This window comes from Paenibacillus cellulositrophicus, from assembly GCF_009363095.1.
Lineage (GTDB): Bacteria > Bacillota > Bacilli > Paenibacillales > Paenibacillaceae > Paenibacillus_AQ > Paenibacillus_AQ favisporus.
Map to the genome: position 1 here is coordinate 3,295,088 of NZ_CP045295.1, position 24,704 is coordinate 3,319,791.

Genomic DNA, 24,704 nt, shown 5'->3' on the forward strand with positions numbered 1-24,704 from the left:
TGCTTCTCATGCAGGTATTATTTCATTAATTTCTTCACCGTAACCAGCAGTTCGTCAATCACTTCATGGTCCCCGGCTTCGATCCGCTCGACCACGCAGCTCTTCATATGACCCTCCAGGAGCAGCTTGCCTACGCCGTTCAGGGCCGATTGGATCGCCGCGATCTGGTTCAGCACATCATCGCAATAGGTATCCTTCTCGATCAGGCCTTTCACGCCGCGGATCTGTCCTTCAATCCGGTTCAAACGGGTAATCAAATTGTTCTTGGTTTGTTCCGAATGGTGGCTGTGCCGCTCGCTGCATCCCCCTTCGCAGGAGCTGTCAGGACCGGCAGCGGAGAGCAGGGCATCGCCCGTCATTCCTTCGACCTTCATTTCGACCTTCGCCATAAGGACACCTCCTATGCCGCTTTGATACTGTCATTATACGATACCCCCCAATAGTATGCAAGCACAGAACCGTCAGATGATGATTCGTTTTCCATTCCGCCTTGAAAATTAAAGGAATTAAGATTTAACAAGGCGAAATAAACATCTGATTCGAATATCCATTTTTTTGCTGCAGGGAGATAAATCTTATGTTCAAAAAACGTCTAATTACGCAGCAGCAAATTCCCGGGTTGGTCGGCACGACGGTGTTCTGCCTGCTTGGCACCCTTCTGTTCCTGCTCCACATGCGCAGCCTGTCCCTCGCATATACTTCGGCGGACTGGTTTCTTCTTGGCTCCATGCTTGCCGCGTCGCTGGTCCTGTATATGTATACCTTCCAGGTTCCCCCGGACGGGAGCAAGCAGTCGATGGACTCGGTCGTGTATCTGGCGTGCATCTTTACTTATGGGAGCGCGGCTTCTCTGGTCATGCTGCTGGTCAGCGCGGTCATCTTCGCCTTCATCGAACGGAAATTGGCATGGTGGAAGCACCTTCTCAACTTCTCCATCTATTCCATTATGATTTCCGGTGCAGGCGGCATGTTTCATCTGATGGGCGGCCGTCAAGGCTACCTTCAGAACGTTCATTTGCCGGCATACTTCAGCGCCCTCGTTGCTTATTTTATACTGAACTTGATATGTATCAGCTTGTACTACTGCTTGATGTACCGCAACCGGGACAACCTGTATGCCCTGCTGAAGGGGTTGCTGCGGGAATCCATGCTTGTCTACTTATGCATCCTGATCCTCTCTCTCGTGCTCACGATCATGGTCGTTCATAACGGCGTGACGGGACTGGGGCTGTTTCTCGGCATCAGCCTGCTGCTGTCCCACCTGTTCCGGATGCAGTTCGGCATGTATCAGCAGGTGCAGGAGCGCGCCAATACGGATCAGCGGACGGGATTGTACAATCACACCTACTTTGAGCAAATTCTCGACGTGCAGCTGCAGCAGGCGAGAAATACCGGCAAGCCGCTGTCCCTGGCCATGGTCGATATCGACGATTTCAAAAAGTACAACGACCACTTCGGTCATCTGAAGGGCGACCGGCTGCTGGGCCTCATGGGCCAAATTTTAAAAGAAGAATCGGAAACGGCCGGCATTTCCGCCTCCCGGTACGGCGGTGAGGAGTTTTCCCTGCTGATGCCCGGTTACGATACGCAGCAAGCCCTTGAGTTTATCAACCGTCTGCGCAAACGGATCAACGATACCCCTTACGAAGGCGTAGAAATTTTCCCGCATGGATGCTTGTCCTTCTCAGCCGGCATTTCCGGATACAAGCCCGACATTCACGACAAATCGCTATTGGTGGATCAGGCGGACCAGGCCCTCTACGGTGCCAAAAAACAGGGTAAAAACACCGTACAAATCTTCGGGGAATCCCAGCCTGTTCAGGATGAGCAGGACATCGCCCAGGACGTCAAAAACATCGAGCAGCTGCTCAGCCTGTTTCTGTACAAGGATATCGATACGTTCAAGCATTCCAAGCGGGTGTTTCGCTACGCCATGGATATGAGCAAAGTACTCGGGCTGGACCCGGTCAGCCGGAAGCAGTTCGTGCTCGGGGCGCTCATCCACGATATCGGCAAGCTCGAAATACCGCGCGACATTATCCGGAAGCAGGGCAAGCTGAGCCCTTCGGAATGGGAAACGGTGAAAAAGCATGTCGTTTGGGGCAAGGAAATCGCGCTCATTCAGGAGCCGTTCAAAGCGCTGGTGCCTTATATCGAGCTGCATCATGAACGGTACGACGGCAAGGGATATCCGCACGGGTATCAGAGGGAGGAAATCCCCCTGCTGTGCCGGATGCTCACCGTGATCGATTCCTTTGACGCCATGACCTCGGAGCGCCCATACCAGAACACCAAATCGGTTGAAGATGCAATCCGCGAGCTGCGCGCCTGTGCCGGAACCCAGTTTGACCCGGACCTGACCGAGCTGTTCATCCGGTATATCGAAGCCAGACAGAAGGGCAAAGCCCTTCCTGCTGCGGATGTGAACCTTCTCTATGCGGGTTCGCCAACAACGTCTTGATTTCACACGTATTCTATTTATATGAACGAAAAACCCGGCGCATGTCTGCAAGCATGATCCGGGTTTCTTTAACTTGATTTCATTGCTTTCTTAATCTAAAAAGATACCCTTGCGGGTACCCTTTTTCTGTCCGTCCGGATCAGCCCAGCCGGCTTACCCGCGCTCCGTGTTTAACTCGTATGATGTTTGGTGTAATTCCTTAATCATGTGCTGCAGGAACATGTTCTGTTGACGGCTGATTCCGTACTGGTTATCCTTGATGATCAATTGTTGAATCCGTTTCTTCAGCAGCTCACTCCGACGTTCCAATACAGCCAAACTCATGAATAACATCACTCCTGATTTCAATTTTTTCGTTCATTGGGAACTCCCTTTTTATTATATCGAGACCTGAAACTTATTGAAAATGTGCTGAAAATGGCTGATCCCGGCCCTCGCGGGCTGAACCGCGATGACCGGGGCTCAGAGCCCCCAGCCGGAGAAATCCTGCCGTATCCTCCGGTATCCGGCAAGTCAGCCGCCAAATATCCCATTTCATGGAAAAATTTAGCTTCCGAAAAAGAAGAATCTCCTAGATCCATCCAGCTTCATGGCGAAAGTTCACGAAATCGATGAATCCTGTGGTCCGCTATAGCCCATTAGGGTCATTTTCATCTCGGAATGATGGCTATACAATTACCAATGTGCCGGCCGCAAGCGGCGGTAACGGCACCGAATTCAAAGTAGGTGAATCCTTGATATGTTCAAACGTAATATGAAAACGCTATGGGTGTGGATGCTGGTGATCTTCATCGGAGTGCTCATTCATCCTGCCGCCAGTTCGGCCCATGCCTATCTGACCAAATCCAGCCCGTCCGATAATGAAGTGATGACGCAGGCGCCAGCCAAAGTGACGCTTCAGTTCAACGAAGCGCTGCAGCCGGCCTTTCACTCCATCATCGTGATGAATTCGTCCGGAGCAGAGGTTAACCAGGGCAACAGCAGAGTTCCGGCCGGACAGCCGGCCGTCCTGGAAGTCGACCTGAAGACCGGTCTTCCGGACGGTATTTATACAGTTCAGTGGAAAGCCGTGTCCGGCGACGGCCATCCGGTGAACGGAACGTTTCCGTTCCAAATCGGCACAGGCAGCCAGAATACGGCCAGCCACATTGTGTACGCTGGTTATACGCCGGGCGCCGATCTAATCCTGATCCGCTGGGTCTTTTATGTAAGCTTGGCTTTTCTGCTTGGCGTTTTATGCTTTTATCTATATTTGCTTCCTGCGGGCGGAGGATCCCGGCATCCGGTGTTGTCTCCTCGGAGCCGTAAGCTTCTGGGCATATCCTATGCCGCTCTGATCCTCGGTGTTCTCCTGAGCCTGCCGATGCAGACGGCGATCGAAGCTGGAGTCGGCTGGGGCGAGGTGTGGAACTCGGAGCTCCTCGGCAAAATGCTGCGCATTACGAGCTTCGGCCATATTTGGCTGGTGCAGGTGATCCTTGTGCTGCTCCTGGGCGCGCTGCTCTACGCCGCAACCCAGAGCACCGAGCAAAAAGGGCTCCGTGCGTTGTATGCGGGCACGCTGCTGACCGGCGTGGGGCTGCTGCTGTCCAAGGCATTCATTGGGCACGCCGCTTCGGCCGAGTCGATATGGATGCCGGTATTTATGGATTTCCTTCATCTCGTGTCAGTTTCCATCTGGCTCGGCTGCCTGCTCGCCCTCTGCTTGATTCTGCCTAGGGAGGCATCGCTGCCAGACGATCCGGATCTTCGCAAAAAGAGTTACTTCGCGGTCATCGAGCGCTTCTCTCTATGGGGCACCACCTTGGTGGCGGCTGTGCTGATCAGCGGCGTGTACGCCTCGCTGACGTATGTACCGACCTGGTATTCGCTCCTTCACACCGCCTACGGACGCATCCTGCTGCTGAAATGTGTGCTGCTGCTGGTGATGCTCGGCTTCGCCGCCGTGCACCTCATCCGCGGACAGCGCCGCAGCAAGCCGCTTGGCGCCGGCGTATGGATCGAGTTCTCGGCCGGCATTGCGGCCCTGGTGCTCGCCGCAGCCCTCTCGAACCTGCCCCCAGCATCTTCCAATCCGGGGCCGGTAAGTGTGCAGCAGACGCTGGATAACCGCACCGTCGTCACGCTGCAGATCAGCCCGAATATCGCGGGCGAGAATACCTTCGAGGTAGGCGTGAAGGATGCCAGCGGCAAGCCGGTGCAGGGCATTCAGCAGATCAAGCTGACGCTGACCTCGCTGGACATGGAGATGGGCAAATACGAGATCGAGATTCCCGGCGCTGACAAGACGTATAAAGCCCAGGACCTGATCAGCATGGCAGGCCGCTGGAACGTCCATGTCCATATTTTGACCGAGTCCCTCGACGCCTGGGATACCGATTTCCAGATTACCGTCGGAAGCAGTTGAAGCATGCGGGGCAAGTGATATCGGCCTCATCACCAAATACAATATAAAGGGGTATTGAGCATGAAAAAATTGTTGAGCAAACGCATCCCGTTCTTGATCACGGCAGCCGCCGGCCTGCTTCTGTTTTCCGGCATCGCCAGCGCCCATGTGACGGTCAAGCCGGCCACATCGGCTCCGGGAGCCTGGGAAACGTACACGATCAAGATTCCGTCTGAGAAAGAAGTCGCCACTACCAAGGTAACGTTAAAAGTGCCGGAGAACGTGGACCTTAAACAGTACCAGCCGGTGCCGGAGTGGAAAGTCACGACCGAAAAGGATGCCTCAGGTAAAATCAAAACCATTACGTGGAGCGCTACCGGGGCCGGCATTAATGCCGGAGAATTCCAGCAGTTTAACTTCGTTGCGCAGAACCCGGACCAGGATGCCGATGTCGCCTGGGACGCCTACCAATATTACAAAGACGGCAGCATCGTGGAATGGACGGGTGACGAAGGCGCGGATTCGCCGCACTCCATCACCAAAATCACCGCCACGGAAACAACAGAGCCTGCCGATCACGGCCATGACGACACAGCCTCCACGGATAACGGAGCCGGGGCCGACACGTCCGCTCAGGACCAGACTGCCGCATCGACTCCCGCCCCAACCGCAACGGATTCCGGAAGCAGCGGCGTTCAGACCGCGACACTGGTCGCTTCGATTGCCGCCCTGCTGCTGTCCATCGTGTCCTTGATCACTTCGTTTACGAAAAGACGGCAATAAACGACCGGCAAAAACAGCTGATCAGAGGAACTGCCCATGACAGCTCGACAAAGGAATATTAAAGACAAAAAAAGCTGCCCCGCATCAAAACGGAGCAGCTTCTTTTTCGTTACCGGCAGGCGGGTATCAAGCGTTGCCGCCTGGGCACTCTATATGCTAATTCCTATTTCTTACCACTGTGTTCAAGGATCATATCCACGAACAAATCGATTTGGCCCATAATAGCAATCGGATCATAGCGGTAGAACGTGTCAAAGTCGTTATAGAAGATGCGGTCGTTCTTCGCGGCCGCCAGGCTGTTCCATACCGGGGAAGCCTTCAGTTCCTTCAGCTTATCGCCTTTCTTCTCCGGATCGTAGGTCGTCAGGAACATGTAGTCCGCCGCATACTCCGGCAGGAGTTCCATGGACAGCTGCAGCGTCTGGTTTTCCTTGCTGTTCTTCGCAGGACGTTTCAGCTGAAGCGCATTGTACAGCACCTGGCCGCCGCGGCCGGCATTGTCGCCGAACGTCCACAGCTCGCCCTTGTCCGTCAACTCGTAGATGCCGAAGGTGGCATTCTCGTCCACGACGCCTTTGAGCTTCTCCCAGGCAGCCGCTGCTTTTTCGTCGAACGCTTTGATAAATTCCTCCGCCTTTTCCTCCTCGCCGGCAATGTCGCCGAACAGGCGCACCGTATCGTCAACGTTAGTTGCTGTGCCGTAAGGAATGTAGATGGTCGGTGCGATTTTGGACAACGCCTCATAATTGTCGTCATACATGACGACGATCAGGTCGGGCTTGAGCGAGAGCGCCTTCTCGGTATTGATTGGATAGCCTACATCCTCTACTCCGTTCAGCTTATCCTTCAGGAACGGGTTTTGGAAAATGCTCGGTTCCGCGCCCACCACAGGGGCTCCGACGGACAGCAGCTCGCCTCCATAATAATCGGTTACGATGCGCTGCGGCTTTACGGGAATCTCCACGTCGCCTTTTTCTGTCTTGTACGTACGCGTTCCTCCGTCCGACGCCGCTTCCTTCGAATCCGATGCGGCTGTCTCCTTGCCTGAAGTTTCGGCTGCCGTCCCGCCGGATGCCGCTGACCCGCTGCCGCCGCTATTGCCGCCGCAGGCCGTCACCAGCATGGATAGCATGACCACCAGGATCATGACCGTAAACGATGATTTGGACCTTGTAAACATAATAACCCCCCATAGGTATGTAATTCATCAGTAATGATAATCATTATCAATTGAAAACTTATCAGCTCGCCGGCCCCTTGTCAATCTTTATTTCTTGCCGGGAATTCAGCATCGTCCACAGATTTACCCGATACCTGTAGGGTTTGACCTGCGCACTTCCTTATGGAGAATGGCCTTTTTCCAGTGCATTGCAGAACCAACGCTTAATTGTGCCAGATTTATGCCGATTTCATATTTCTCATTGCCAAGAGGCCTGCTGTTCATATAAAATGAGTAATTGAGAATGAAGTGAGAATGAGAATCAATTTCATGGAAATAGGTGACAATATATGAATCAGCAGGCAGCAGCGAATATGACCCCGGACTCCAAGGAACGCCTTCGTTCCCGTCCGAAGACCGCCAGCCTGATCCTTATCGGCGGCCTTGCCGCTCTCGTTCTGAGCATGGGATTATCGATCTCCTTCGGGGCGGCCAATATCCGGCTGTCTGAAGTATGGTCGGCCGTGTTCCATTTCCATGCGGATGTGGTCAATCATCAAATTATTCGGGATTTGCGCCTGCCGCGGGTCCTTGCCAGCGCGATGATTGGTGCAAGCTTTGCGGTAGCCGGCGCATTGATGCAGGGGATGACCCGCAATCCGCTCGCTGACTCGGGACTCCTTGGCATTAATGCGGGTGCAGGCTTCGCCCTTGCGCTATGCTTTGCCTTCTTCCCCGGTCTGTCCTTTATGTACCTGATCCTGTACGCCTTTCTCGGCGCGGGCGTCGGTGCCGGACTCGTCTATGGCGTCGGATCGCTCGCCCCGGGAGGGCTTACCCCGGTACGCCTCGTTCTGGCCGGTGCAGCGCTCAGCTTGCTGCTGACCGCGCTCAGCGAAGGCGTGGCGCTGTACTTTCACATCGGCCAGGATCTGGCCTTCTGGTATGCCGGCGGCGTAGCCGGTACGAAGTGGGTGCAGCTCAAGATCATGTTCCCATGGATCGCCGGTGCCCTGATCGGCTCGCTGCTCATTTCGCGGTCGATCACGATGCTGAGTCTCGGCGATGAGGTCGCCAAGGGGCTCGGGCAGCGCACCGCCCTAATCAAGCTGGCCGCCGTGCTCATCGTGCTCGTCCTGGCGGGTTCCTCGGTAGCCGTGGTCGGATCGGTGGGCTTCATCGGGCTTATTATCCCGCATGTCACCCGCTATCTCGTCGGCGTCGATTACCGCTGGATCGTCCCTTGCTCGGCGGTGCTGGGCAGCCTGCTGGCGGTCCTCGCTGACTTGGCGGCAAGAATGATCAATCCGCCGCATGAAACCCCGATCGGGGCGATCATCTCGCTGATCGGCGTTCCGTTCTTCCTCTATCTTGCACGAAGAGAGGTAGGGGATCTGTAATGTCCGAACGACAAGCGGTTTCTACTTACGAACAGCGGAGAAAGCTTCGCGGCATGACCGTCATGCTGATTCTCGCGCTGCTCATTGTTGCAGTCTTTATTATCAGCATGAACACCGGCTACATACGGTTAAGCCCGCTCGACCTGATCCGGACGCTGTTCGGGCAGGGATCGGATCAGGAGAACCTGATTCTCTTCGAATTCCGGCTCCCGCGGATCGTCATTTCGGTGCTGATCGGCGCGGGACTGGCGGTGTCCGGAGCGGTCATGCAGGGGATTTTCCGCAATCCGCTGGCAGACCCCGGCATCCTCGGCATCAACTCGGGAGCGGGGCTGATGGTCATGCTGCTCGTGTCGTTCTATCCAACGACACAGGCGATGCCGGTGTTCCTGCTCCCTCTCCTAGCCTTTGTGGGCGCAGGATTGACGGCAGCGCTGATCTACTCCCTGTCCTACACGCGGAACAAGGGAATCCGTCCGATCCGACTGATGCTGACAGGCATCGCCGTCGCCGCCGGCATTCAGGCGGCCATGATCGTGCTGACGCTCCGGCTGAAGCCTGAGCAGTATCAATTCGTCGCGACATGGCTAGCAGGGAGCATCTGGGGAACAAACTGGAAGTTTGTCCTCTCCCTTCTCCCCTGGATCGTAGTTCTGGTGCCGTACATTATTTATCGGGCACGGGTGATGAACGTGCTGCAGATGGGAGAGCAGATGGCGACCAGCCTTGGCGAAAATGTACGCAAAGAGCAGTTCCGCCTGCTCGCCGCTGCCGTCGCCCTTGCTGCGGCCAGCGTAGCCGTCAGTGGCGGGATCGCCTTCGTCGGGCTCGTCGGTCCGCATTTGGCCAGACGCCTCGTCGGTCCGAAGCATCAGATGCTGCTTCCGGTCTCAGCGCTCATCGGGGCGCTGCTCGTTATCGCGGCCGACACGATCGGCCGCTGGATTCTGCAGCCTTCCGGCGTACCGACGGGCATCGTGGTCGCCGTCATCGGCGCACCTTATTTTCTGTATCTGCTCGCCAGAGCGAAAAGTTAAATGCCAGTGCTTGATATAGATCGTATTTTCCGACTTTTGGATCGGATCATACCTGAATGGACTTGGAGGGAAAACCATGAGTGAATCATTGGAGCTGTACGACGTAACCATCATCGGGGGTGGCCCTGCGGGCATGTATGCGGCTTTTTACAGCGGGATGCGCGACCTGAAGACCAAGCTGATCGAAGCGAAGGACGAACTGGGCGGACGGATGCTGATTTATCCGGAGAAGATGATCTGGGACGTCGGCGGCACGGGACCGATTCTATGCCGCAATCTGATTGAGCAGCTGAAACAGCAGGCGCTGACTTTTGATCCGACCGTCGTGCTGGGCCAGCAGATCGTCGGCCAGGAGCGCCTGGAAGACGGCACCATTCTGCTTACTTCCTCAACCGGAGAAAAGCATTGGACCCGCACGGTCATCATGGCGATCGGTTACGGCATCCTGGAAATGGCGAAGCTGGACATCGAAGGTGCCGACCGGTACGAAGTGAGCAACCTCCACTATACGGTGCAGGAGCTCGAGCCCTTCCGCGGCAAACACGTGCTCATCTCCGGCGGCGGCGATTCCGCCGTGGACTGGGCCAATGAGCTCGAGCCGATCGCAGCCAGCGTCTGCGTGGTACACCGGCGCGAGCAGTTTGGCGGCCACGAGCGCAACGTTGTTCGCATGAAGCAGTCCTCCGTCCAGATCCATGTTCCCTATACCGTCCGCCAGCTGCACAGCAGCGACGGGTGCGCGATCAACCAGGTTTCGATCTGCCACGAAGAGAGCGGCGATACCCTTCGCGTGGACGTTGATGCGGTCATCGTCAACCACGGCATGCGGTATAACTTTGGGGCGATCCGCGACTGGGGCATCGATATGGGCGAATGGACGGCAAACGTCAGCGACAAGCTGGAAACGAATGTGCCGGGAATTTTTGCCGCAGGAGACTTTGTGGACTACAGCAGCAAAGTGAGACTAATTGCTGGCACATTCACCGATGCTGTGCTTGCCACGAACAGCGCCAAGCTCTACATGGATCCCGAAGCGCCCAAGGTTGCTTATGTCTCTTCGCACAATGAGCGGTTCAAAGAGAAAAACCGGGCGCTTGGCGTCATCGACGAAGACCACTAACACCGGGTACCGGCCAGGAAAGACTGTCTAGGGTTCAGGACATAAACCATTAACAAGATAAATTAATTAACCGAACCAGAACCTTCAATGGGGATAACTTCGATCCGAATCCCATAGAAAAAAGGCCTGCATGATCGTGCAGACCTTTTTGCCGTTTATATCGGATTATTCTATGATTTCACACGGGTTCATTGCTTAGGAGTCGATCTTGACGCCCTTCTTGGCCGATTTCTGATCGGCACTCGAATTGTTCAGAACAGGAAGCATTTTCGTATCCCGTACCATCGGGGAATTACACAACCTGCAGGTCGGCTCATGCTCAAAGGCGAAATTGTCGCGCATCCACCCTTTGCACCCTTCCTTCGTACAGGACCAGATCGCTGTATTTTCCTCAGGTATTTCCTCCATCGACTTTTTGCGGTAGTTCATGCTCAGTCCCCCTTTTATGAAGTATAAAACCAAACTGTATAAACGGACGCCCTGCAGCAGTCAACCTCCGCCAAGAACGGATCTTGGACAAGCCTGCTTGGTCTATATGAAAAAACTGCCCTTAACGAATCTGTTAAGGGCAGCCGCTTGTTGATGTTACAGTTTCACTACGTTCTCAGCTTGTGGTCCACGGTTGCCTTCAACCACGTTGAATTGGACGCGTTGTCCTTCGTCCAACGTTTTGAAACCATCGCCAGTGATTGCACTGTAGTGTACGAAAACATCGTTTCCGCCTTCAACTTCGATGAATCCGAAGCCTTTATCGGCATTAAACCATTTAACTGTACCTGTTTGCATGGGGCTGTACCTCCAAAATAGAAATTTAATATGATCCTTCTTTTAAATAAAGCTAAAAAAAATTCACACATTGAAAAAAGTTCCATCGTAAACATGATACCCTTTTCAATATGTGAATTGGTTTCAAATTTCAGAACTGAATACAGTGTACCACGGAAATCACCAAAATGCAAGGATTTGGGAAATGTTGATATGCCATGCCAAGATATGACTTCGAGCTGACGGCATTTGGGCAGGTTAATCATTTTATCGGGCTTACAGCAATATAGTGTTACGAGCACGTCGGGCCGACATGCTCCTTAAAGAGGTTGTTCAAAAAGTCCGCTTTTGATCACGAAGTAAATCGGGAAGCTGATTCGGCATCGAATCTTGAATTCAGCCGGGCCTTCCGGTGCTCACGTACCCACTACGTACGCTCTGCTCCTCAGTCCCTTGCTTCATTCAATCTTCTCGGTGCTGAAAACCGAACTTTTTGAACACGCACTTAAAGGTTACATAGGAAGGGAGGTATATTTCTGATCGAATTCAAGAACGTCAGTAAATTTTACGGCAGCTTCCATGTCCTCCAGAATATCGACCTTCGGATCGAAGAGGGCGAAGTGGTCGTGATTATCGGACCGTCCGGTTCCGGCAAGAGCACCCTGCTCCGCTGCATCAATCGGCTGGAAAAAATCTCGTCGGGCGAGCTCTACGTAAACGGAACGGCGCTGCATGACAAAAAGATCGACATTAACCGGTTCCGCCGCGAGATCGGCATCGTCTTTCAGCATTTTAATCTGTATCCCCATAAAACGGTGATCGACAACATTGTGCTTGCGCCGGTCAAGGTGCTTGGCCTCTCCAAAGAAGAAGCGGCCGAGCGTGCGACCTCTTATCTGTCCCGCGTCGGCATTGCGGATAAGGCATCCAGCTACCCTTCCCAGCTCTCGGGGGGACAGCAGCAGCGGCTCGCCATCGCCCGGGGCCTGGCCATGCATCCGAAGATCATGCTGTTCGACGAGCCCACATCGGCTCTCGATCCCGAAATGATCGGCGAAGTGCTGGACGTAATGCGCTCTCTCGCCTATGACGGGATGACGATGGTCATCGTTACGCATGAGATGGGATTCGCCCGCGAGGTTGCCGACCGTGTCGTTTTTATGGACAACGGTCAGATCATCGAGGAAGGCCCGGCGGCAAGCTTCTTTGACCATCCGCGGGAAGAGCGCGCGCGGACGTTTCTCAGCCGGCTGATTCATCATTAAATTCAGCGGAAAGCATATGGAAAGGGGTTATTGAATTCATGAAAAAACCTTTGAGGTGGAGTGTTGCGTTTGTTCTGTTGGCGATGTGCCTGGTGTTCACGGCCTGCGGAGGCTCGAAGAGCGAGCCCACGGCCGCGACCGGCGGCGGTTCGACCGACACGACCGCAAGCGGGAACAAGGACGACGGCGGGGACACGGCCGCCAAGGGCGGTACGCTGGAAGCGATCAAGGCCCGCGGCAAGCTTATCGCCGGCGTGAAATACGACACCAAGCTGTTCGGACTGAAGGACCCGACTTCCGGAAAGGTAGAGGGCTTTGACATCGACATCGCCAAGGCGCTGGCCAAAAAAATACTCGGCGATGAAACCAAGATCGAGCTGAAAGAAGTAACGTCCAAAACCCGCATTCCGCTGCTGCAAAACGGGGACATCGACCTCATCGTCGCCACGATGACCATCACCGAGGAGCGCAAGCAGCAGGTCGATTTCAGCGACGTCTATTTTAAAGCGGGTCAATCCCTGCTCGTGAAGAAGGGCAGCGCCATTCAAGGCCTGGAGGACTTGAAGAAAGGCGTGAAGGTGCTGACCGTCAAAGGCTCCACCTCGGCTAAAAACATCCGTGAAAAGGCGCCGGACGCCACCGTGCTGGAGTTTGAAAATTATCAGGATGCATTTACCGCGCTGAAAGCCGGCCAAGGGGAAGCCCTGACGACCGACAACGCCATCCTGCTCGGCATGCAAAAACAGGATCCGAACTACGTGCTGGTCGGCGGCACCTTCACCGACGAGCCTTACGGAATCGCCATCAAAAAAGGCGACGCGGAGTTCGTAAAGACAGTCAACGATCTGCTCAAGGAAATGAAGGACAGCGGCGAATACGACAAGCTGTATGAGCAGTGGATGGGTGTCAAACCCGAGTAGGGCCTTGGCTTTCGCTGCCTTTCCCGGTACGCTGCGGGGAGCCCTGAAAACCTTTAAGAAAGGACGAAGGCCATGCCGGGCAAATTTGACATTCACGTCTTGTTTAACCACTGGGACCGTTTTGCCGAAGGCTTTATTCACACGATCGAAGCCAGCGTCCTCGCCTTGATCGGGAGCTTCGTGCTCGGCGTTATCATCGCCGTGATGCGGATCTCCCCGATCCGGGTCCTGAATGTGATCGGAACGGTGTATGTTGAGTTTATCCGCAACATCCCGCTCCTGCTCGTCGTGTTTTTCTTTTTCCTGGGAATCCCGTCGCTCGGACTGCCGCTGGACGGCTTTACCTCGGGGACGCTTGGGCTGATGGTCTACACCGCCTCTTTCATCGCGGAAGCCATCCGTGCCGGCATCCAGTCCGTACCGACCGGCCAGACCGAGGCCGCCCGCGCGACGGGACTGTCGTACATCCAGACGATGCTTCATATCGTGCTGCCCCAGGCGATCAAGATCGTGCTGCCGGCCATCGGCAACCAGTTTATTAATCTCGTTAAAAATTCGTCCATTCTGGCCGTCGTGACCGGGATGGACCTGATGTATTACGCCGACCTGATCAACTCCGACACCTTCCTGCCCCTGACGGTGTATACGATCGTCGCCGTCTTTTACCTGGTGCTTACGCTTCCGCTCAGCTTTGCGGTCCATTATATGGAACGCCGTTTCCGCTCGGCTGACCGATAAAGGGGCTTTATTCTGGCAAGAGGAGAAGATGCCGCCATGGATTTTATAGGTGCCTATTCCCTACCCAACGTCAAGTTTCTGCTTGAGGGGTTTCTCGTTACGATCGAGGTCGCGGTGTTGTCCATCGTGTTCAGCTTTGTGCTTGGAACCGTTCTCGGGACGCTGCGTTACGCCAAAATCCCCGTATTGTCCCAGATTGTCGCAGCCATCGTCGATATTATCCGGAACCTGCCGCTGCTGCTGATCATCTTCTTTATGTACATCGTGCTCCCTCAGCTCGGCATCAAGATGTCCCCCTTCTGGGCGACGGTCGTCGGCCTGACCTTGTTCGAGGGGGCCATGATTTCGGAGATCGTCCGCGGCGGACTCAATTCCGTTGACCAGGGACAGATCGAGGCGGCCCGCTCTTCGGGGCTGAGCTATATGCAGACGCTCCGGCATATCATTCTGCCGCAGGCGCTGCGCCGTATGGTTCCGCCCTTGGTCAGCCAGTTCATCTCGCTGCTCAAGGATACGTCGCTCGCGGTTATCATTTCGCTTCCCGAGCTCATGCACAACGTACAGATCCTGCAGGGACACAGCCCGAACTACGTCATCCCGGCCCTCATCTTCGCCGCCGCCCTGTACTTCATCGTGAACCACATTCTCTCGATCATCGCCCGGCGGCTGGAGGCCAAGACACTCTGACACGGCTGCTCGGCCCAGACAAAGAAAACAAGCCCAGCTCTCCCCCTTCATGGGTGAGGCTGGGCTTGCTTGTGCTTGAGGCGTATCCGCATCAAGTATGGTGTGGGCGGTTAACGCGCCAGCGATACCACCAGCGTTTTGATTTCGTACGGCTTGAAGCGCAGCTCCGTACCGTTGCCCGATACGCTCAACGGCTCGCCGCCTTCTTCCATTAAATTCGTCTCGGCCGCCGCGCTGACCGCACCGGCCAGCGGGTCCAGCTCGACCCGGGCGCGGGTGCGGATGCCGCCGTATTCGTACATGCGGATGACGATATCGTCGCTGTCCTCAGCCTTTTTGACCGTGTCGATCATAATATTCGGCTGATTCACCTTGACCAGGCCAAGCGCCTCCGGCAGAATGCCTTCCTGTACCGGCACGGCCAGCAGCGGCGTGTTCAGGCCGCAGGCCGCCTGGTGGGTTCCGCCTTCATACCAGCCGCCGCGGTGCGGATACAGCGAATACGTAAATTCATGCTCACCCTGATCGGCGGTTCCGTCCGGATAGACGGCGGACTTGATCAGGCTGAGGCGGATGACGTGGTTGCGGATGTCATGCCCGTATTTGCAGTCGTTCAGCAGGCTGACGCCGTAACCGCCCTCGGAAAGGTCCACCCAGCGCTGCGCCACGGATTCGAACCGGGCGTAATCCCAGCTCGTGTTCCAGTGGGTCGGACGCTCCACGTTGCCGAATTGGATCTCGTAAGTGGCCTTGGTGGAGCGGATGTCGACCGGAAAAGCTGCCTTGAGCAGCTGCTGGTGCTCCTGCCAATCCACTTTGGTCACAAAATCGATCCGCGGGTCGTCCCGGTACACCGTGAACCGCTGCTCGATGGTGGAGTTGTGATACGCATACACCAGCTTGATCACGCCGCGCAGCGGACCTTCCTCCAGGACCGTCAGTTCCTTCAGGTCCTCGACCGTCCGCATTTTTTCCTGGTAGAAAATATCGATGTCCCAGGCGTCGTGCGCCATCGGCTTATCCTCGAACACCTGCAGCACGTTGGCCGGCTCGCCCGGCTTCAGCACTTCGCGGTCCGCCTGCTTGTCGTACAGCGATACCAGCTGACCGGCTTCGTTCAGGCGTATGCTGTAGAACGGCGTTTCCACGACGTCTCCCGTGATCTGCCAATCCGTCTCACCCGCTGCAGCGGAAGCTGAACCTTGGGTTCCCGCCCCCTCGCTGCGGCCGTAAATGGTCGTGTAGCCGTAGGCCGGCACGTCCTTCACGGTAACCAATACGCGGGCTGTTTCACCCTCCTGCGCCGGAATATTCTGGGATGGCAGCTCTTCTCCGGCTGCGGAATACCACACCATCTGTGCGGCCCCTTCCACGGAAACTTCGCTGACGAAAGAGCGTTTCCAGCCGAGCGGATTGAAAATCCGGACAGGGAAGCCTTTGCCCACCGCCTTGGCGGAGTCCGGCTGTGCGCCCGCTTCTCCGCGGCCCTCGGCGGTAAACTGCGACAGCCCCTGTTCCAACACCTGTACGGCCAGCTGCTCGGCTTCGGCATACTCGACCCGGCTGTCCTCATACACTTCGTGAATAGACGAGCCCGGGATGATGTCATGGAACTGGTTGCGCAGCACGATTTCCCAGCTGTCCGCGAGGCCTGCGGCCGGATAAGCATAGCCCGGATTCAGCATCAGCGCCAGCGCGTTCACGAATTCCGCGTTGTGAAGCAGCTGCTCCATCCGGCGGTTCATCCGCTTGTTATAAGCCTGGGACGTATAGGTGCCGCGATGGTATTCCAGATACAGCTCCCCGTCCCACAAGTGAAGCTGCGGATCATCCTTGACCCGCTCCTCCAGCTGTTCGAAGAACGCTTCCGCTCCGCCCTGCTTCACCTGCGGCGCTGCCGGCATGTCTTCGTAACGGCGGGCCGCTTCAAGCATATCCCGGGTCGGACCGCCGCCGCCGTCGCCCCAGCCGTAGGCGAGCAGCAGGTTCTCGTTGATGTCCTTCTGCCGGTAGTTATCCCACAGCCCCTGAATCGAGGAGCCGGTAATGTTGCCGTTGTACGTATAGAACCAGCTGCCGTCGTTGTCCGGCGTCGTGATGTAATGCGTCAGCATTTCGGTTCCGTCGATGCCGCGCCACATGAACGTGTCGTACGGGAAGCGGTTGTACTGGCTCCAGCTGATTTTGGTCGTCATGAAGTAGTCGATGCCGCTCTTCTTCAAAATTTGCGGCAGCGCCCAGCTGTATCCGAACACGTCCGGCAGCCATAAGACGCGGTTGTCGGCGCCGAACTCCCTCTTGAAGAAGCGCTTGCCCGTCAGCAGCTGCCGGACCAGCGACTCCCCGGAAGGAATGTTGCAGTCCGACTCCAGCCACATCGCCCCGGTCGCTTCCCAGTTGCCTTCCTTCACGCGATCCTTGATTTTCTCGTACAGCGTCGGAAAATCCTTCTTCAAATAAGCGTACAGCTGCGGCTGGGACTGAAGGAAGACATACTCCGGAAAGCGGTCCATGAGCGTCAGCACCGTCGAGAACGAGCGCCCGGACTTCTCACGGGTATGCTTCAGCCGCCACAGCCAAGCGACGTCAATATGGCAGTGGCCGACCGCGGTGATCTGCGGCCGCGGGCCGCGCGGAATCGCCTCAAGCCGCTCCTTCAGCACGTACAGCGCCTGCTCGGTGGAGGCGTAGAAGCGGTCCGATCCCGGCGCGCTCCAGTCCAGCAGCCGGAACGCCTCCTCCAGCGCAGACGTCATCGCCTGCTTCTCCAAGGCGCGTTCGTCCAGCAGCTTCACCGTCTGCAGCATGTGCAGCGCCGTGTAGTACAAATCGTCGGTTGCCGCGTCCAGTACTGCAAGTTCCAGCACATCAACCCGGTGATCAAACGGCATATGGCTGCCGTTCGGGGGCGTCAGTCCGCTCCATGCGCGGATGGCCAGCTCCACGCGGCCTTCGTCCACAGCCTGCGCCGGGAAGAACAGCTCGGCATGGTTGCGGTCCACGGCCTGCGCCGGCTCCCCGTTTAGATACACCTGGCCTTCATACCCGCTGCAGTTGCCCCCGCCGGTTTCCCCTAGCTTAATCAGTCCTACGACGTCCTGCGCCCGCCACGATGCGGGAAACGTCACGTCGGCGATGAACCAGGCGTAGCGGTCCCTTCCTCCCCAGCGGTCCCCTACCTTCACGACCGGCTGGCTGCCTGCGGCGGCCTTCGCTTCCGCCAAACCGTCCACATCCGGTACGATATGCATGTTCTCCAGCGGCTTGCGGTCCCGGTATCTCAGCCCGGCCAGCTCCTGAATGCGCCGCTCCAGCTTTTCAATCATAAATCTCATGGATGATCACCTTTTCCCCTTCTGCATCCTTCCGTCTCCGGCCATGCATGCTCCCGGAATTTCCGGAGTAATAAATTGCTGCTTCGTCGGTTACAGCACATCGGCAATAAGTTTTGCTCGTATTAATATATATAATATAGCATTTATGTTTAATATAAAACAAAAAAAACAGCATCTCTTGTTTCAAGAAATGCCGTTTCTCGATTCCTCTGGTTATACCGGGCCTGTCGTATGGTGTATGACGAGACGGGGTTTAAAGATCCGCTTCGTATACTTGACGTCCTTGATGTTCCCTTCCAAAATGTCCAGCAGCAGGCTTGCCGCCTCGCGACCCATTTCTTCCTCGCTTTGATCGATATACGTAAATACGCTGAGCTCCTCGAGCATAGGACTCGGGTTATCAAACGTGACGATGGACAGGTCACCCGGGACATCCAGCCCCAATTCCTTGGCCATGGACCACAGGTTGACCCCAAGCTTGCAGTTCAGCGCGATAAACGCTGTCGCCATCCGGCTCTTGAGGAAGCGGTACAGCGGGTGATCCGTACGGGAACGCCCCGTTGGGATACTGAAGTCGGTAAGAATCAAAGCAGGATTGATCATCGCGCCCTTGTTCTTCAGCGCTTCGTTATATCCTTGAATCCGTTCATCGACCGTCACCGTCGGTATTGGAGAATCCGAGCATATCGCAATGTTCCGGTGTCCCAGATCCCACAGATGATCCACCGCCAGAATGGAACCCAGAGCCGGATCGGACAGGACCACGTTCGTCTCTACGCCGGGCAGATGCCGATCCAGGAGCACGAACGGGTAATTCTGCATCTTCAGCGCGATAATTTCTTCACTGTACACCTCGGCATCCACCGGAAAAATAATCAGCCCGTCCGTCGTGCTGCGGAGCTCGCGGATCGCTTCCTTCTCCAGTTCCTTGGAATTGTAAGTGAACATGACGACCAGCGAGTATTTACTCCCCGACAGCGCGCTGCGGATCCCCCGTACCATTTGGATGGCAAAATAATCTTCAATGGAAGGAAACACGAGCCCGATCTTGGGAGCCGACGACGATTTGGCCTCAGAGACGAGAGAGACCGGATTACCCGATATGTACTTCTCAGGCACGCCCTTGACGTAACTTCCCCGGCCCGGAATCCGGTAGATCCAGCCTTCGCCCGCCAGCTCGGCCAGCGCATTGGCCACGGTGATCCGGCTCACCTGAAACTGGTCGATCAGCTCCTTCTCGGTCGGAATCCGGTCGTCTTCCTTCAGCTGCCTGGAAGCAATCAACTGCTTGAAATGGTTTTGTATTTGAATGTACAGCGGCTCCCTGTCCTGGCTCATGACAATAATCCTCCAATACCTGATCTTTCGGTCATCTTCCTTTTAGCATTATATCCCATGGGACATACATGTCAACGCCGCTGCCCAGCCGCACGATCATCCGGACCGCTGAATATCGTACCGGATATCCAGGAAACGGAGTCCGAAAATCCACATCCGGTGGCGGGCCGTCAGCCGCTGACCGGACTCCCCCTCCCGGATCCAGAAGGTTTCCTTCAGGGGCAAACGCATCGTGAACCATGAGGCATGCAGGTAAATGCCCTCATCGCCCCGGTGAGCCGGGCTGTGGGCGCTGGTCAAGACGAGCCCGGAGCCTTCATTATACAGGCGCAGCATCCCGGTCATATTGGCGCCCGGCAGCGGCAGGGCGATATTCATGTAGGGCTCGTCTCCGAACCAATGCAGGGAATAGAGCGCAATGAAAATCGCCTCCCCCTTCCCGTTCAAACGCTGCCAGGCGCGAACCCGCTGCCTGCCGTCCCTGCCCGACGCCACCGGAAGAACCCGGCCGTACATCCCCTGCCACCCTTTAAATGTGCCAAGATGGATCTGCCCGATCCGGCGGCTGATGACTTGGTAGACCACAGCCAGCGGCCTAAACCACCCGGCCCAGCGGATGTCGGCCCGCATCGCGTACTGATCGGTATGCTCGTAGAAATCCCGAATGACGGGCGACAGCCTCCGGGCGCGGAACGAGGCGGAGTCAAACCCGTCGATCCGGTCGACCAGCCCTGAGTAGGATGCCGTTTCGTCAAGGAGTCCTTTCCTGCTTAAGAAGTGGCGCCCGATATGCCTTCCGCCGGTGATGGAGCTTACCGGTTTGCCATAATAGCTCTCCTTCGGGAAGTTTCCCTCCAGCAGCCAGCCCGCAAGCGACGGAAGAGCTACGCCTACCGCGTTCGTGAAGCCGTGAATCCAGATCATCCGGTTGATCGAGAGACTCCCGAACCCCATCGCCCTTCCGGCTGCGTAAATCAGGGAGAAAAGAATTGTCACCATCAATACGAGCGCCGAAAAAGATATGAGGTATTTGGCCTCCCGCCGGGTAAAGGAAGCTTCGAAAACAAGCAGTCCGTAGCCGTACAGGGCAGCCAGGTACGCCGCCACCAGAATGAACTCAAGGGCGGTGGAAAAAGCAATGCCCAGCGCAATGCCGGCCGGGGCCAGCATGATGATGACGGTCGAGGTTAAGTACAGCTTCCGTCCAACCGTTATTTTTCGCCCCAGCAGCCCGGCCAGGATCGGGATAATAAATGAAGAGTAATGAAAATGAACGGCTGTCAGCATGATGAGCACGTCCGAAAAATCCATTATACGCCAATGCAGCGACGCAGCCAGGAACCAGAAACCGCCCCCGGCCAAGTACATCAGTCCGAAATCCACCGCGGTTTCAGCAAGCGGATGCAGCCCCCTCTCCAGCAGCCGTCTCAGCCCATACAGCGCCGTAATCACCGTAAAAGCCACCCAGGGAAGGCATAACAGCGGGATATCTCCCATAAAGGAAAGTGCCGCACAGACGGCAGCCGGGGGGTAAAGGATCGTCATGATTTTGTACAAAGCCATCGTTTTCCCGTTTCGCAGGCGGGCATCCACCAGCATCAGGAAACCCGGTACCAGCACCAGCACCGCCAGCATCAGTACCGCTTCAAGCACTTGAAGCTGCCGCCCGCTGACGCCGAGAAACATCACATACAGCAGCAATCCGAACCATGCGTTACGCTTCATCCCGGCTTCCTCCGCTCCCGTCTTTCCTTGTTCCCGTAAAGCTCCCCTTATAGGCGAAAAGGGTGCCGAACAGCGGATTGCGCACATGCACCCGAATCCGGAAGCCCTGCCGCTCCTCGTCGTAGGACTCCACGATCTGGGCCGCCCCTTGAAAAACCCGGGGAAGCGGGATCCGCATGCCGAACAGGGGCAGCCACTGGCTTCTGGAGGAGATGTGCATGGCTCCTTTGTCGTCCACGTGGAGGGACAGGGAGGAGCCGAGCAGCGCCGGCTTGCCGAACAAGTCCAGGATCTGCTCCTCCTCACTGTCCCATTTCATCACGGCATCGAAATGGCGCTTTTTGCCCCGGAAATCAAACGTCCGATCCCAATGTACCGTCTCCTGGCCCTTTGCATCCCGGGATACTTTGTTGTGGATAACAAAAGGGATGTTCCGGCCCCGCTCGGGAAAGAACAGACGGGCCCGAATGCCCAGCACCATCATGGCCCGTACGGCGAACGAACCGCCGCTGATTTCCTCCATCCGGCCGGCCCCGGTAAACACCGCATCTCCCGTCAGCCGGTAACGCTCCTGCAGTTTGGGATGCAGCAGCTGATAGGTATCGCCGAGCGCCTGTTCATAGATCGATTTCATAGGTCACCTGCCTTCTTTCGGCGGCAGCGGGCAGCGCTGGGCAGATGTCGGCTGTTCCCGTAGCCGATCAGCGACAGGACGATCAGCATACCGTTTAGCGTCACAGGATTAAACGGGGCAACAAAACTGCCGATGTCCCCGATCCCCGCAGAGGCGGTCAGACCGCAGATGGCGACGATCTGGAGAATAAACAGCGGGCGCTTCAGCTTATACAGCGGCAGCAGCCACACGAGTCCAAAGAGCATTTCCAGAATGCCGACCATCCGGATCATCGCCACACCGCTGCCCATGCTCCCGGTTACGGCTTCCATCATCCGAATTTCGTCCGGATGGGCCATGATTAGCTTGGGAACGAGGCCGTGGTACAGCCATACAAATGCGATCACCCCGCACACGGTCCAGTACGTGAGAAAGCGCTGGAGCAGCAGCTTCGGATAAAATCCCTGCTCCAGCCACATTTTTAACGCGTCAAAGCTCCAAGCCGTCGCCCATCCGAGCAGCGGCCTGAACAGGTAGGCATCGGCAAGACGCCCCGCCGCGCCGAAAGCCGACTCATATTGGTACAGCGTCTCGAAGCCGATACTGCCGTCTTTCTTCGTATACTTCCAATACCCGCTGCCCTTTCGGATGAGCGACAGCCGGTCATGCGTCCAAAACTTCAGCGAGGAGACCCGGTCCCCGGATTCCTTCTCCACTTGTCCCGCCGATTCTCCCTCGCCTGCAATGTCGATGCCCATGCCGATCCGGGTTCGGTACCGAAAACGTTGAGGCTCATCCTGTGCCCGCGGCAAATACGAAATTTCCGTAAACCGGGCATCCCATACGGTATGCAAATCCGGGTTCTGGGTATATTCCCATAGCTTATCCATCGTTGTGTCGATATCGATTTGCACATAGATGGGCCGTTGCTTTTTCATGGCGTCTCCCCCTTGCTTTGCTCCCTTCCTAATTCGCGGAAAAAGCCCGATGTCCTTCTAAATTCCCTCCTGTTTAGACAAGATCATACACCGATGGAATTTGTTTGGAGGCCTCCGGCGGCGCGAAAGCTGGAAGGAACTGGCGAAGAAAGGGCGAATCCTTAATAGATTGTTATAATCTGCCGATGTTGGGGAGGAAAAAGTCCATGAGTTTTTTAGACCGTTTGGAAAAATACGCCGAGCTCGCCGTCCATGTTGCGGTTCATATTCAGCCGGGGCAGTCCTTGTGGATCAGCGCTCCGATCCATGTGCCGGAATTCGTGCGCATGATCACCAAGCAAGCGTATCAAGCCGGGGCGAAGCTCGTTCATATTGAGTGGCAGGACGAAATCAGCACACAGCTGAAATACCATCTCGCTCCTGACGAGGCTTTTCAGGAGTATCCGGTATGGAGAGCAAAGTGGGTTCAGGAATTCGCCGAGAATGACGGGGCATTTCTTTTTATCGAATCGGCCAATCCCGAGCTGCTGAAGGGCGTGGACCCCAAGCGGATCTCAGCCCATTCCAAAGCGGCCAGCGCCGCACTCTCCAAGTGGCGGGAGTATATGTCCGCAAGCAAAATGACCTGGTCCATTATCGGCGTTCCGTCCGAAGCCTGGGCGAAGCTGGTTTTCCCGGACCTGGCACCGGAAGCCGCGGTCGAAGAGCTGTGGGAGGCGATCTTCCAAACCGCCCGTGTGAGCGGCGGCGATCCCATCCAGGCTTGGAACGAGCATAATGCGAATTTGCGCAGCAAACGCGAATATTTGAACCGCAAGCAGTACAAGCAGCTTCATTATAAAGCTCCGGGCACCGACCTGCTGATCGAGCTTCCGGAGCATCATGTCTGGAACGGCGGTACCGCCCGAAACGAAGCGGGCAATGAGTTCAACCCGAACGTTCCAACGGAAGAAGTGTTCACTTCGCCCCGCAGGGAAGGGACCCGGGGAACCGTCCGCAGCACCAAGCCGCTCAGCTACCAGGGAAACTTGATCGAAAACTTCAGCCTGACGTTTGAGGACGGAAAAGTCGTCGATTTTACGGCAGAGAAAGGCTACGAATTTTTAAAGGGAATGCTCGACATGGACGCGTCGGCCCGCTATTTGGGCGAAGCCGCGCTTGTGCCGCACCACTCGCCGATCTCAGAGACCGGGCTCATTTTCTTCAATACGTTATTTGACGAAAATGCATCGAACCATCTGGCCCTGGGCGAAGCCTTCCCGACCTGCATCGAGAACGGAACCTCGCTCACCCGGGAAGAGCTTGACCGTGCCGGGCTGAATCACAGCATGATCCACGTGGATTTCATGATCGGCTCTGTGGACATGGACATCGACGGCATCACAGCGGACGGCCAAAGGGAACCTGTATTCCGTACGGGTAACTGGGCGTTCTGATCCACCGTAGTTAAGCAAAGGCCCTCCACCCGCCTCACATGCAGGCCGGATGGAGGGTTTTTTCTTGTCATCGGTTCCAGCCGTGCTGCGAGAGCAGCCTTTACGACTGATTCGATCCAATCCGAAACGAGATGCTCCGAAGGTCCGACCGCTGCATCCAGCGCTCAAAAGCCTGCACGGCGGCCTCCGCCACCTGAATATCCTGCTCGCTCGTCCCTCCGCTGACCCCGATGCCCCCAATGATGACATCACCTGCTTTTAACGGGATTCCTCCCCCCAGGATGACCACCCTGCCCTGATTCGTCGTATTGATCCCGAAGGATGGCTGCCCAGGCTGAGCCGTTCTGGTCAGATTCGAGGTCGGCATCTGCAGGGCCACGCTGGTCCAGGCTTTGTTCTGGGCGATATCGATGCCCCCGATCCGGGCGTGGTCCATCCGGTGAAAGGCGACCAGGTTCGCGCCGTCGTCCACGATGGCGATGTCCTCTGCGAGCCCCATTTCCTTGGCTTTTTTCTCGGCTGCTTCAAGCAGCATTTTGGCAAGATCCAGCGTCATTCTCATGATCAGGCTACCTCCAGCTTCAATGTTCTTTCCCCA

The 24,704-nt window shown here is 56.2% G+C and carries 22 protein-coding genes; 11 read left to right on the forward strand and 11 right to left on the reverse strand.

The genetic code is table 11. The features are described 5' to 3' along the window. Positions 1 to 17: 17 nt before the first annotated feature. Entirely contained in the window at positions 18 to 359 is a 342-nt protein-coding gene (locus GCU45_RS14840; RefSeq protein ID WP_116233140.1) for a metal-sensitive transcriptional regulator, read from the reverse strand. A 218-nt stretch (positions 360 to 577) separates the two neighbouring features. Here GCU45_RS14840 and GCU45_RS14845 point away from each other — a divergent pair, with 218 nt between their 5' ends. Next, positions 578 to 2,461, forward strand: a complete 1,884-nt coding sequence (locus GCU45_RS14845) for a bifunctional diguanylate cyclase/phosphohydrolase (RefSeq protein WP_152399484.1) — start codon at positions 578 to 580, stop codon at positions 2,459 to 2,461. Between the two features lie 153 nt (positions 2,462 to 2,614). Here the strand turns inward: GCU45_RS14845 and GCU45_RS33795 are convergent, their stop codons facing one another. Then, positions 2,615 to 2,785 carry a hypothetical protein gene (locus GCU45_RS33795; RefSeq protein WP_163880247.1) on the reverse strand — a complete coding sequence of 57 codons (171 nt, stop codon included), beginning with the start codon at positions 2,783 to 2,785 and terminating at the stop codon, positions 2,615 to 2,617. A 415-nt stretch (positions 2,786 to 3,200) separates the two neighbouring features. Here GCU45_RS33795 and GCU45_RS14850 point away from each other — a divergent pair, with 415 nt between their 5' ends. Then, positions 3,201 to 4,868: a copper resistance CopC/CopD family protein gene (locus tag GCU45_RS14850; protein ID WP_152399485.1), complete on the forward strand. Its 1,668-nt coding sequence runs from the start codon at positions 3,201 to 3,203 to the stop codon at positions 4,866 to 4,868. A gap of 60 nt (positions 4,869 to 4,928) precedes the next feature. Next, positions 4,929 to 5,630, forward strand: coding sequence for a YcnI family copper-binding membrane protein (locus tag GCU45_RS14855; RefSeq protein ID WP_152399486.1), 702 nt, complete (start codon positions 4,929 to 4,931; stop codon positions 5,628 to 5,630). Between the two features lie 163 nt (positions 5,631 to 5,793). Here GCU45_RS14855 and GCU45_RS14860 read toward each other — a convergent pair whose 3' ends face one another. Further along, positions 5,794 to 6,810, reverse strand: a complete 1,017-nt coding sequence (locus tag GCU45_RS14860) for an ABC transporter substrate-binding protein (protein WP_152399487.1) — start codon at positions 6,808 to 6,810, stop codon at positions 5,794 to 5,796. A gap of 329 nt (positions 6,811 to 7,139) precedes the next feature. Between GCU45_RS14860 and GCU45_RS14865 the strand changes: the two genes are divergently transcribed. From GCU45_RS14865 to GCU45_RS14875, 3 genes are all read left to right on the forward strand, one after another. Then, positions 7,140 to 8,189, forward strand: a complete 1,050-nt coding sequence (locus GCU45_RS14865; protein WP_145027048.1) for a FecCD family ABC transporter permease — start codon at positions 7,140 to 7,142, stop codon at positions 8,187 to 8,189. Then, positions 8,189 to 9,226, forward strand: coding sequence for a FecCD family ABC transporter permease (locus GCU45_RS14870; protein ID WP_076172683.1), 1,038 nt, complete (start codon positions 8,189 to 8,191; stop codon positions 9,224 to 9,226). The genes GCU45_RS14865 and GCU45_RS14870 overlap by 1 nt, the downstream gene beginning before the upstream one ends. A 76-nt stretch (positions 9,227 to 9,302) precedes the next feature. Then, on the forward strand, positions 9,303 to 10,346 hold the full coding sequence (locus GCU45_RS14875; protein ID WP_152399488.1) for an NAD(P)/FAD-dependent oxidoreductase: 1,044 nt from the start codon (positions 9,303 to 9,305) through the stop codon (positions 10,344 to 10,346). A gap of 195 nt (positions 10,347 to 10,541) precedes the next feature. Here GCU45_RS14875 and GCU45_RS14880 read toward each other — a convergent pair whose 3' ends face one another. After that, positions 10,542 to 10,775 carry a cold-shock protein gene (locus tag GCU45_RS14880; RefSeq protein WP_076172678.1) on the reverse strand — a complete coding sequence of 78 codons (234 nt, stop codon included), beginning with the start codon at positions 10,773 to 10,775 and terminating at the stop codon, positions 10,542 to 10,544. A 156-nt stretch (positions 10,776 to 10,931) separates the two neighbouring features. Beyond that, entirely contained in the window at positions 10,932 to 11,132 is a 201-nt protein-coding gene (locus GCU45_RS14885) for a cold-shock protein (RefSeq protein ID WP_076172675.1), read from the reverse strand. Between the two features lie 515 nt (positions 11,133 to 11,647). Here GCU45_RS14885 and GCU45_RS14890 point away from each other — a divergent pair. From GCU45_RS14890 to GCU45_RS14905, 4 genes are all read left to right on the forward strand, one after another. Then, on the forward strand, positions 11,648 to 12,376 hold the full coding sequence (locus GCU45_RS14890; RefSeq protein WP_152399489.1) for an amino acid ABC transporter ATP-binding protein: 729 nt from the start codon (positions 11,648 to 11,650) through the stop codon (positions 12,374 to 12,376). 38 nt (positions 12,377 to 12,414) lie between these two features. Next, positions 12,415 to 13,296 carry an ABC transporter substrate-binding protein gene (locus GCU45_RS14895; protein ID WP_076172670.1) on the forward strand — a complete coding sequence of 294 codons (882 nt, stop codon included), beginning with the start codon at positions 12,415 to 12,417 and terminating at the stop codon, positions 13,294 to 13,296. Positions 13,297 to 13,368: 72 nt separating this feature from the next. Continuing rightward, entirely contained in the window at positions 13,369 to 14,034 is a 666-nt protein-coding gene (locus tag GCU45_RS14900; RefSeq protein WP_152399490.1) for an amino acid ABC transporter permease, read from the forward strand. A 36-nt stretch (positions 14,035 to 14,070) separates the two neighbouring features. Then, entirely contained in the window at positions 14,071 to 14,721 is a 651-nt protein-coding gene (locus tag GCU45_RS14905; RefSeq protein ID WP_152399491.1) for an amino acid ABC transporter permease, read from the forward strand. Between the two features lie 110 nt (positions 14,722 to 14,831). On the opposite strand, the gene GCU45_RS14910 is transcribed toward GCU45_RS14905, so the two are convergent. The 5 genes from GCU45_RS14910 to GCU45_RS14930 form a co-directional block, all read right to left on the reverse strand. Next, entirely contained in the window at positions 14,832 to 18,056 is a 3,225-nt protein-coding gene (locus tag GCU45_RS14910; protein ID WP_152399492.1) for an alpha-mannosidase, read from the reverse strand. A gap of 213 nt (positions 18,057 to 18,269) precedes the next feature. Next, positions 18,270 to 19,394: a GntR family transcriptional regulator gene (locus GCU45_RS14915; protein WP_145027060.1), complete on the reverse strand. Its 1,125-nt coding sequence runs from the start codon at positions 19,392 to 19,394 to the stop codon at positions 18,270 to 18,272. A gap of 96 nt (positions 19,395 to 19,490) precedes the next feature. Continuing rightward, complete coding sequence (locus tag GCU45_RS14920; RefSeq protein WP_167527144.1) at positions 19,491 to 21,119, reverse strand: YndJ family protein; 1,629 nt, start codon at positions 21,117 to 21,119, stop codon at positions 19,491 to 19,493. Continuing rightward, positions 21,109 to 21,753: a DUF4166 domain-containing protein gene (locus GCU45_RS14925; RefSeq protein WP_152399494.1), complete on the reverse strand. Its 645-nt coding sequence runs from the start codon at positions 21,751 to 21,753 to the stop codon at positions 21,109 to 21,111. Before GCU45_RS14925 ends, GCU45_RS14920 begins: the two co-directional genes overlap by 11 nt. Continuing rightward, positions 21,750 to 22,670: a DoxX-like family protein gene (locus tag GCU45_RS14930; RefSeq protein ID WP_152399495.1), complete on the reverse strand. Its 921-nt coding sequence runs from the start codon at positions 22,668 to 22,670 to the stop codon at positions 21,750 to 21,752. Before GCU45_RS14930 ends, GCU45_RS14925 begins: the two co-directional genes overlap by 4 nt. 206 nt (positions 22,671 to 22,876) lie before the next feature. Here GCU45_RS14930 and GCU45_RS14935 point away from each other — a divergent pair, with 206 nt between their 5' ends. Next, complete coding sequence (locus tag GCU45_RS14935; protein ID WP_152399496.1) at positions 22,877 to 24,106, forward strand: aminopeptidase; 1,230 nt, start codon at positions 22,877 to 22,879, stop codon at positions 24,104 to 24,106. A 100-nt stretch (positions 24,107 to 24,206) separates the two neighbouring features. On the opposite strand, the gene GCU45_RS14940 is transcribed toward GCU45_RS14935, so the two are convergent. Next, positions 24,207 to 24,668 carry a GlcG/HbpS family heme-binding protein gene (locus tag GCU45_RS14940; RefSeq protein ID WP_425281192.1) on the reverse strand — a complete coding sequence of 154 codons (462 nt, stop codon included), beginning with the start codon at positions 24,666 to 24,668 and terminating at the stop codon, positions 24,207 to 24,209. Positions 24,669 to 24,704: the final 36 nt, after the last annotated feature.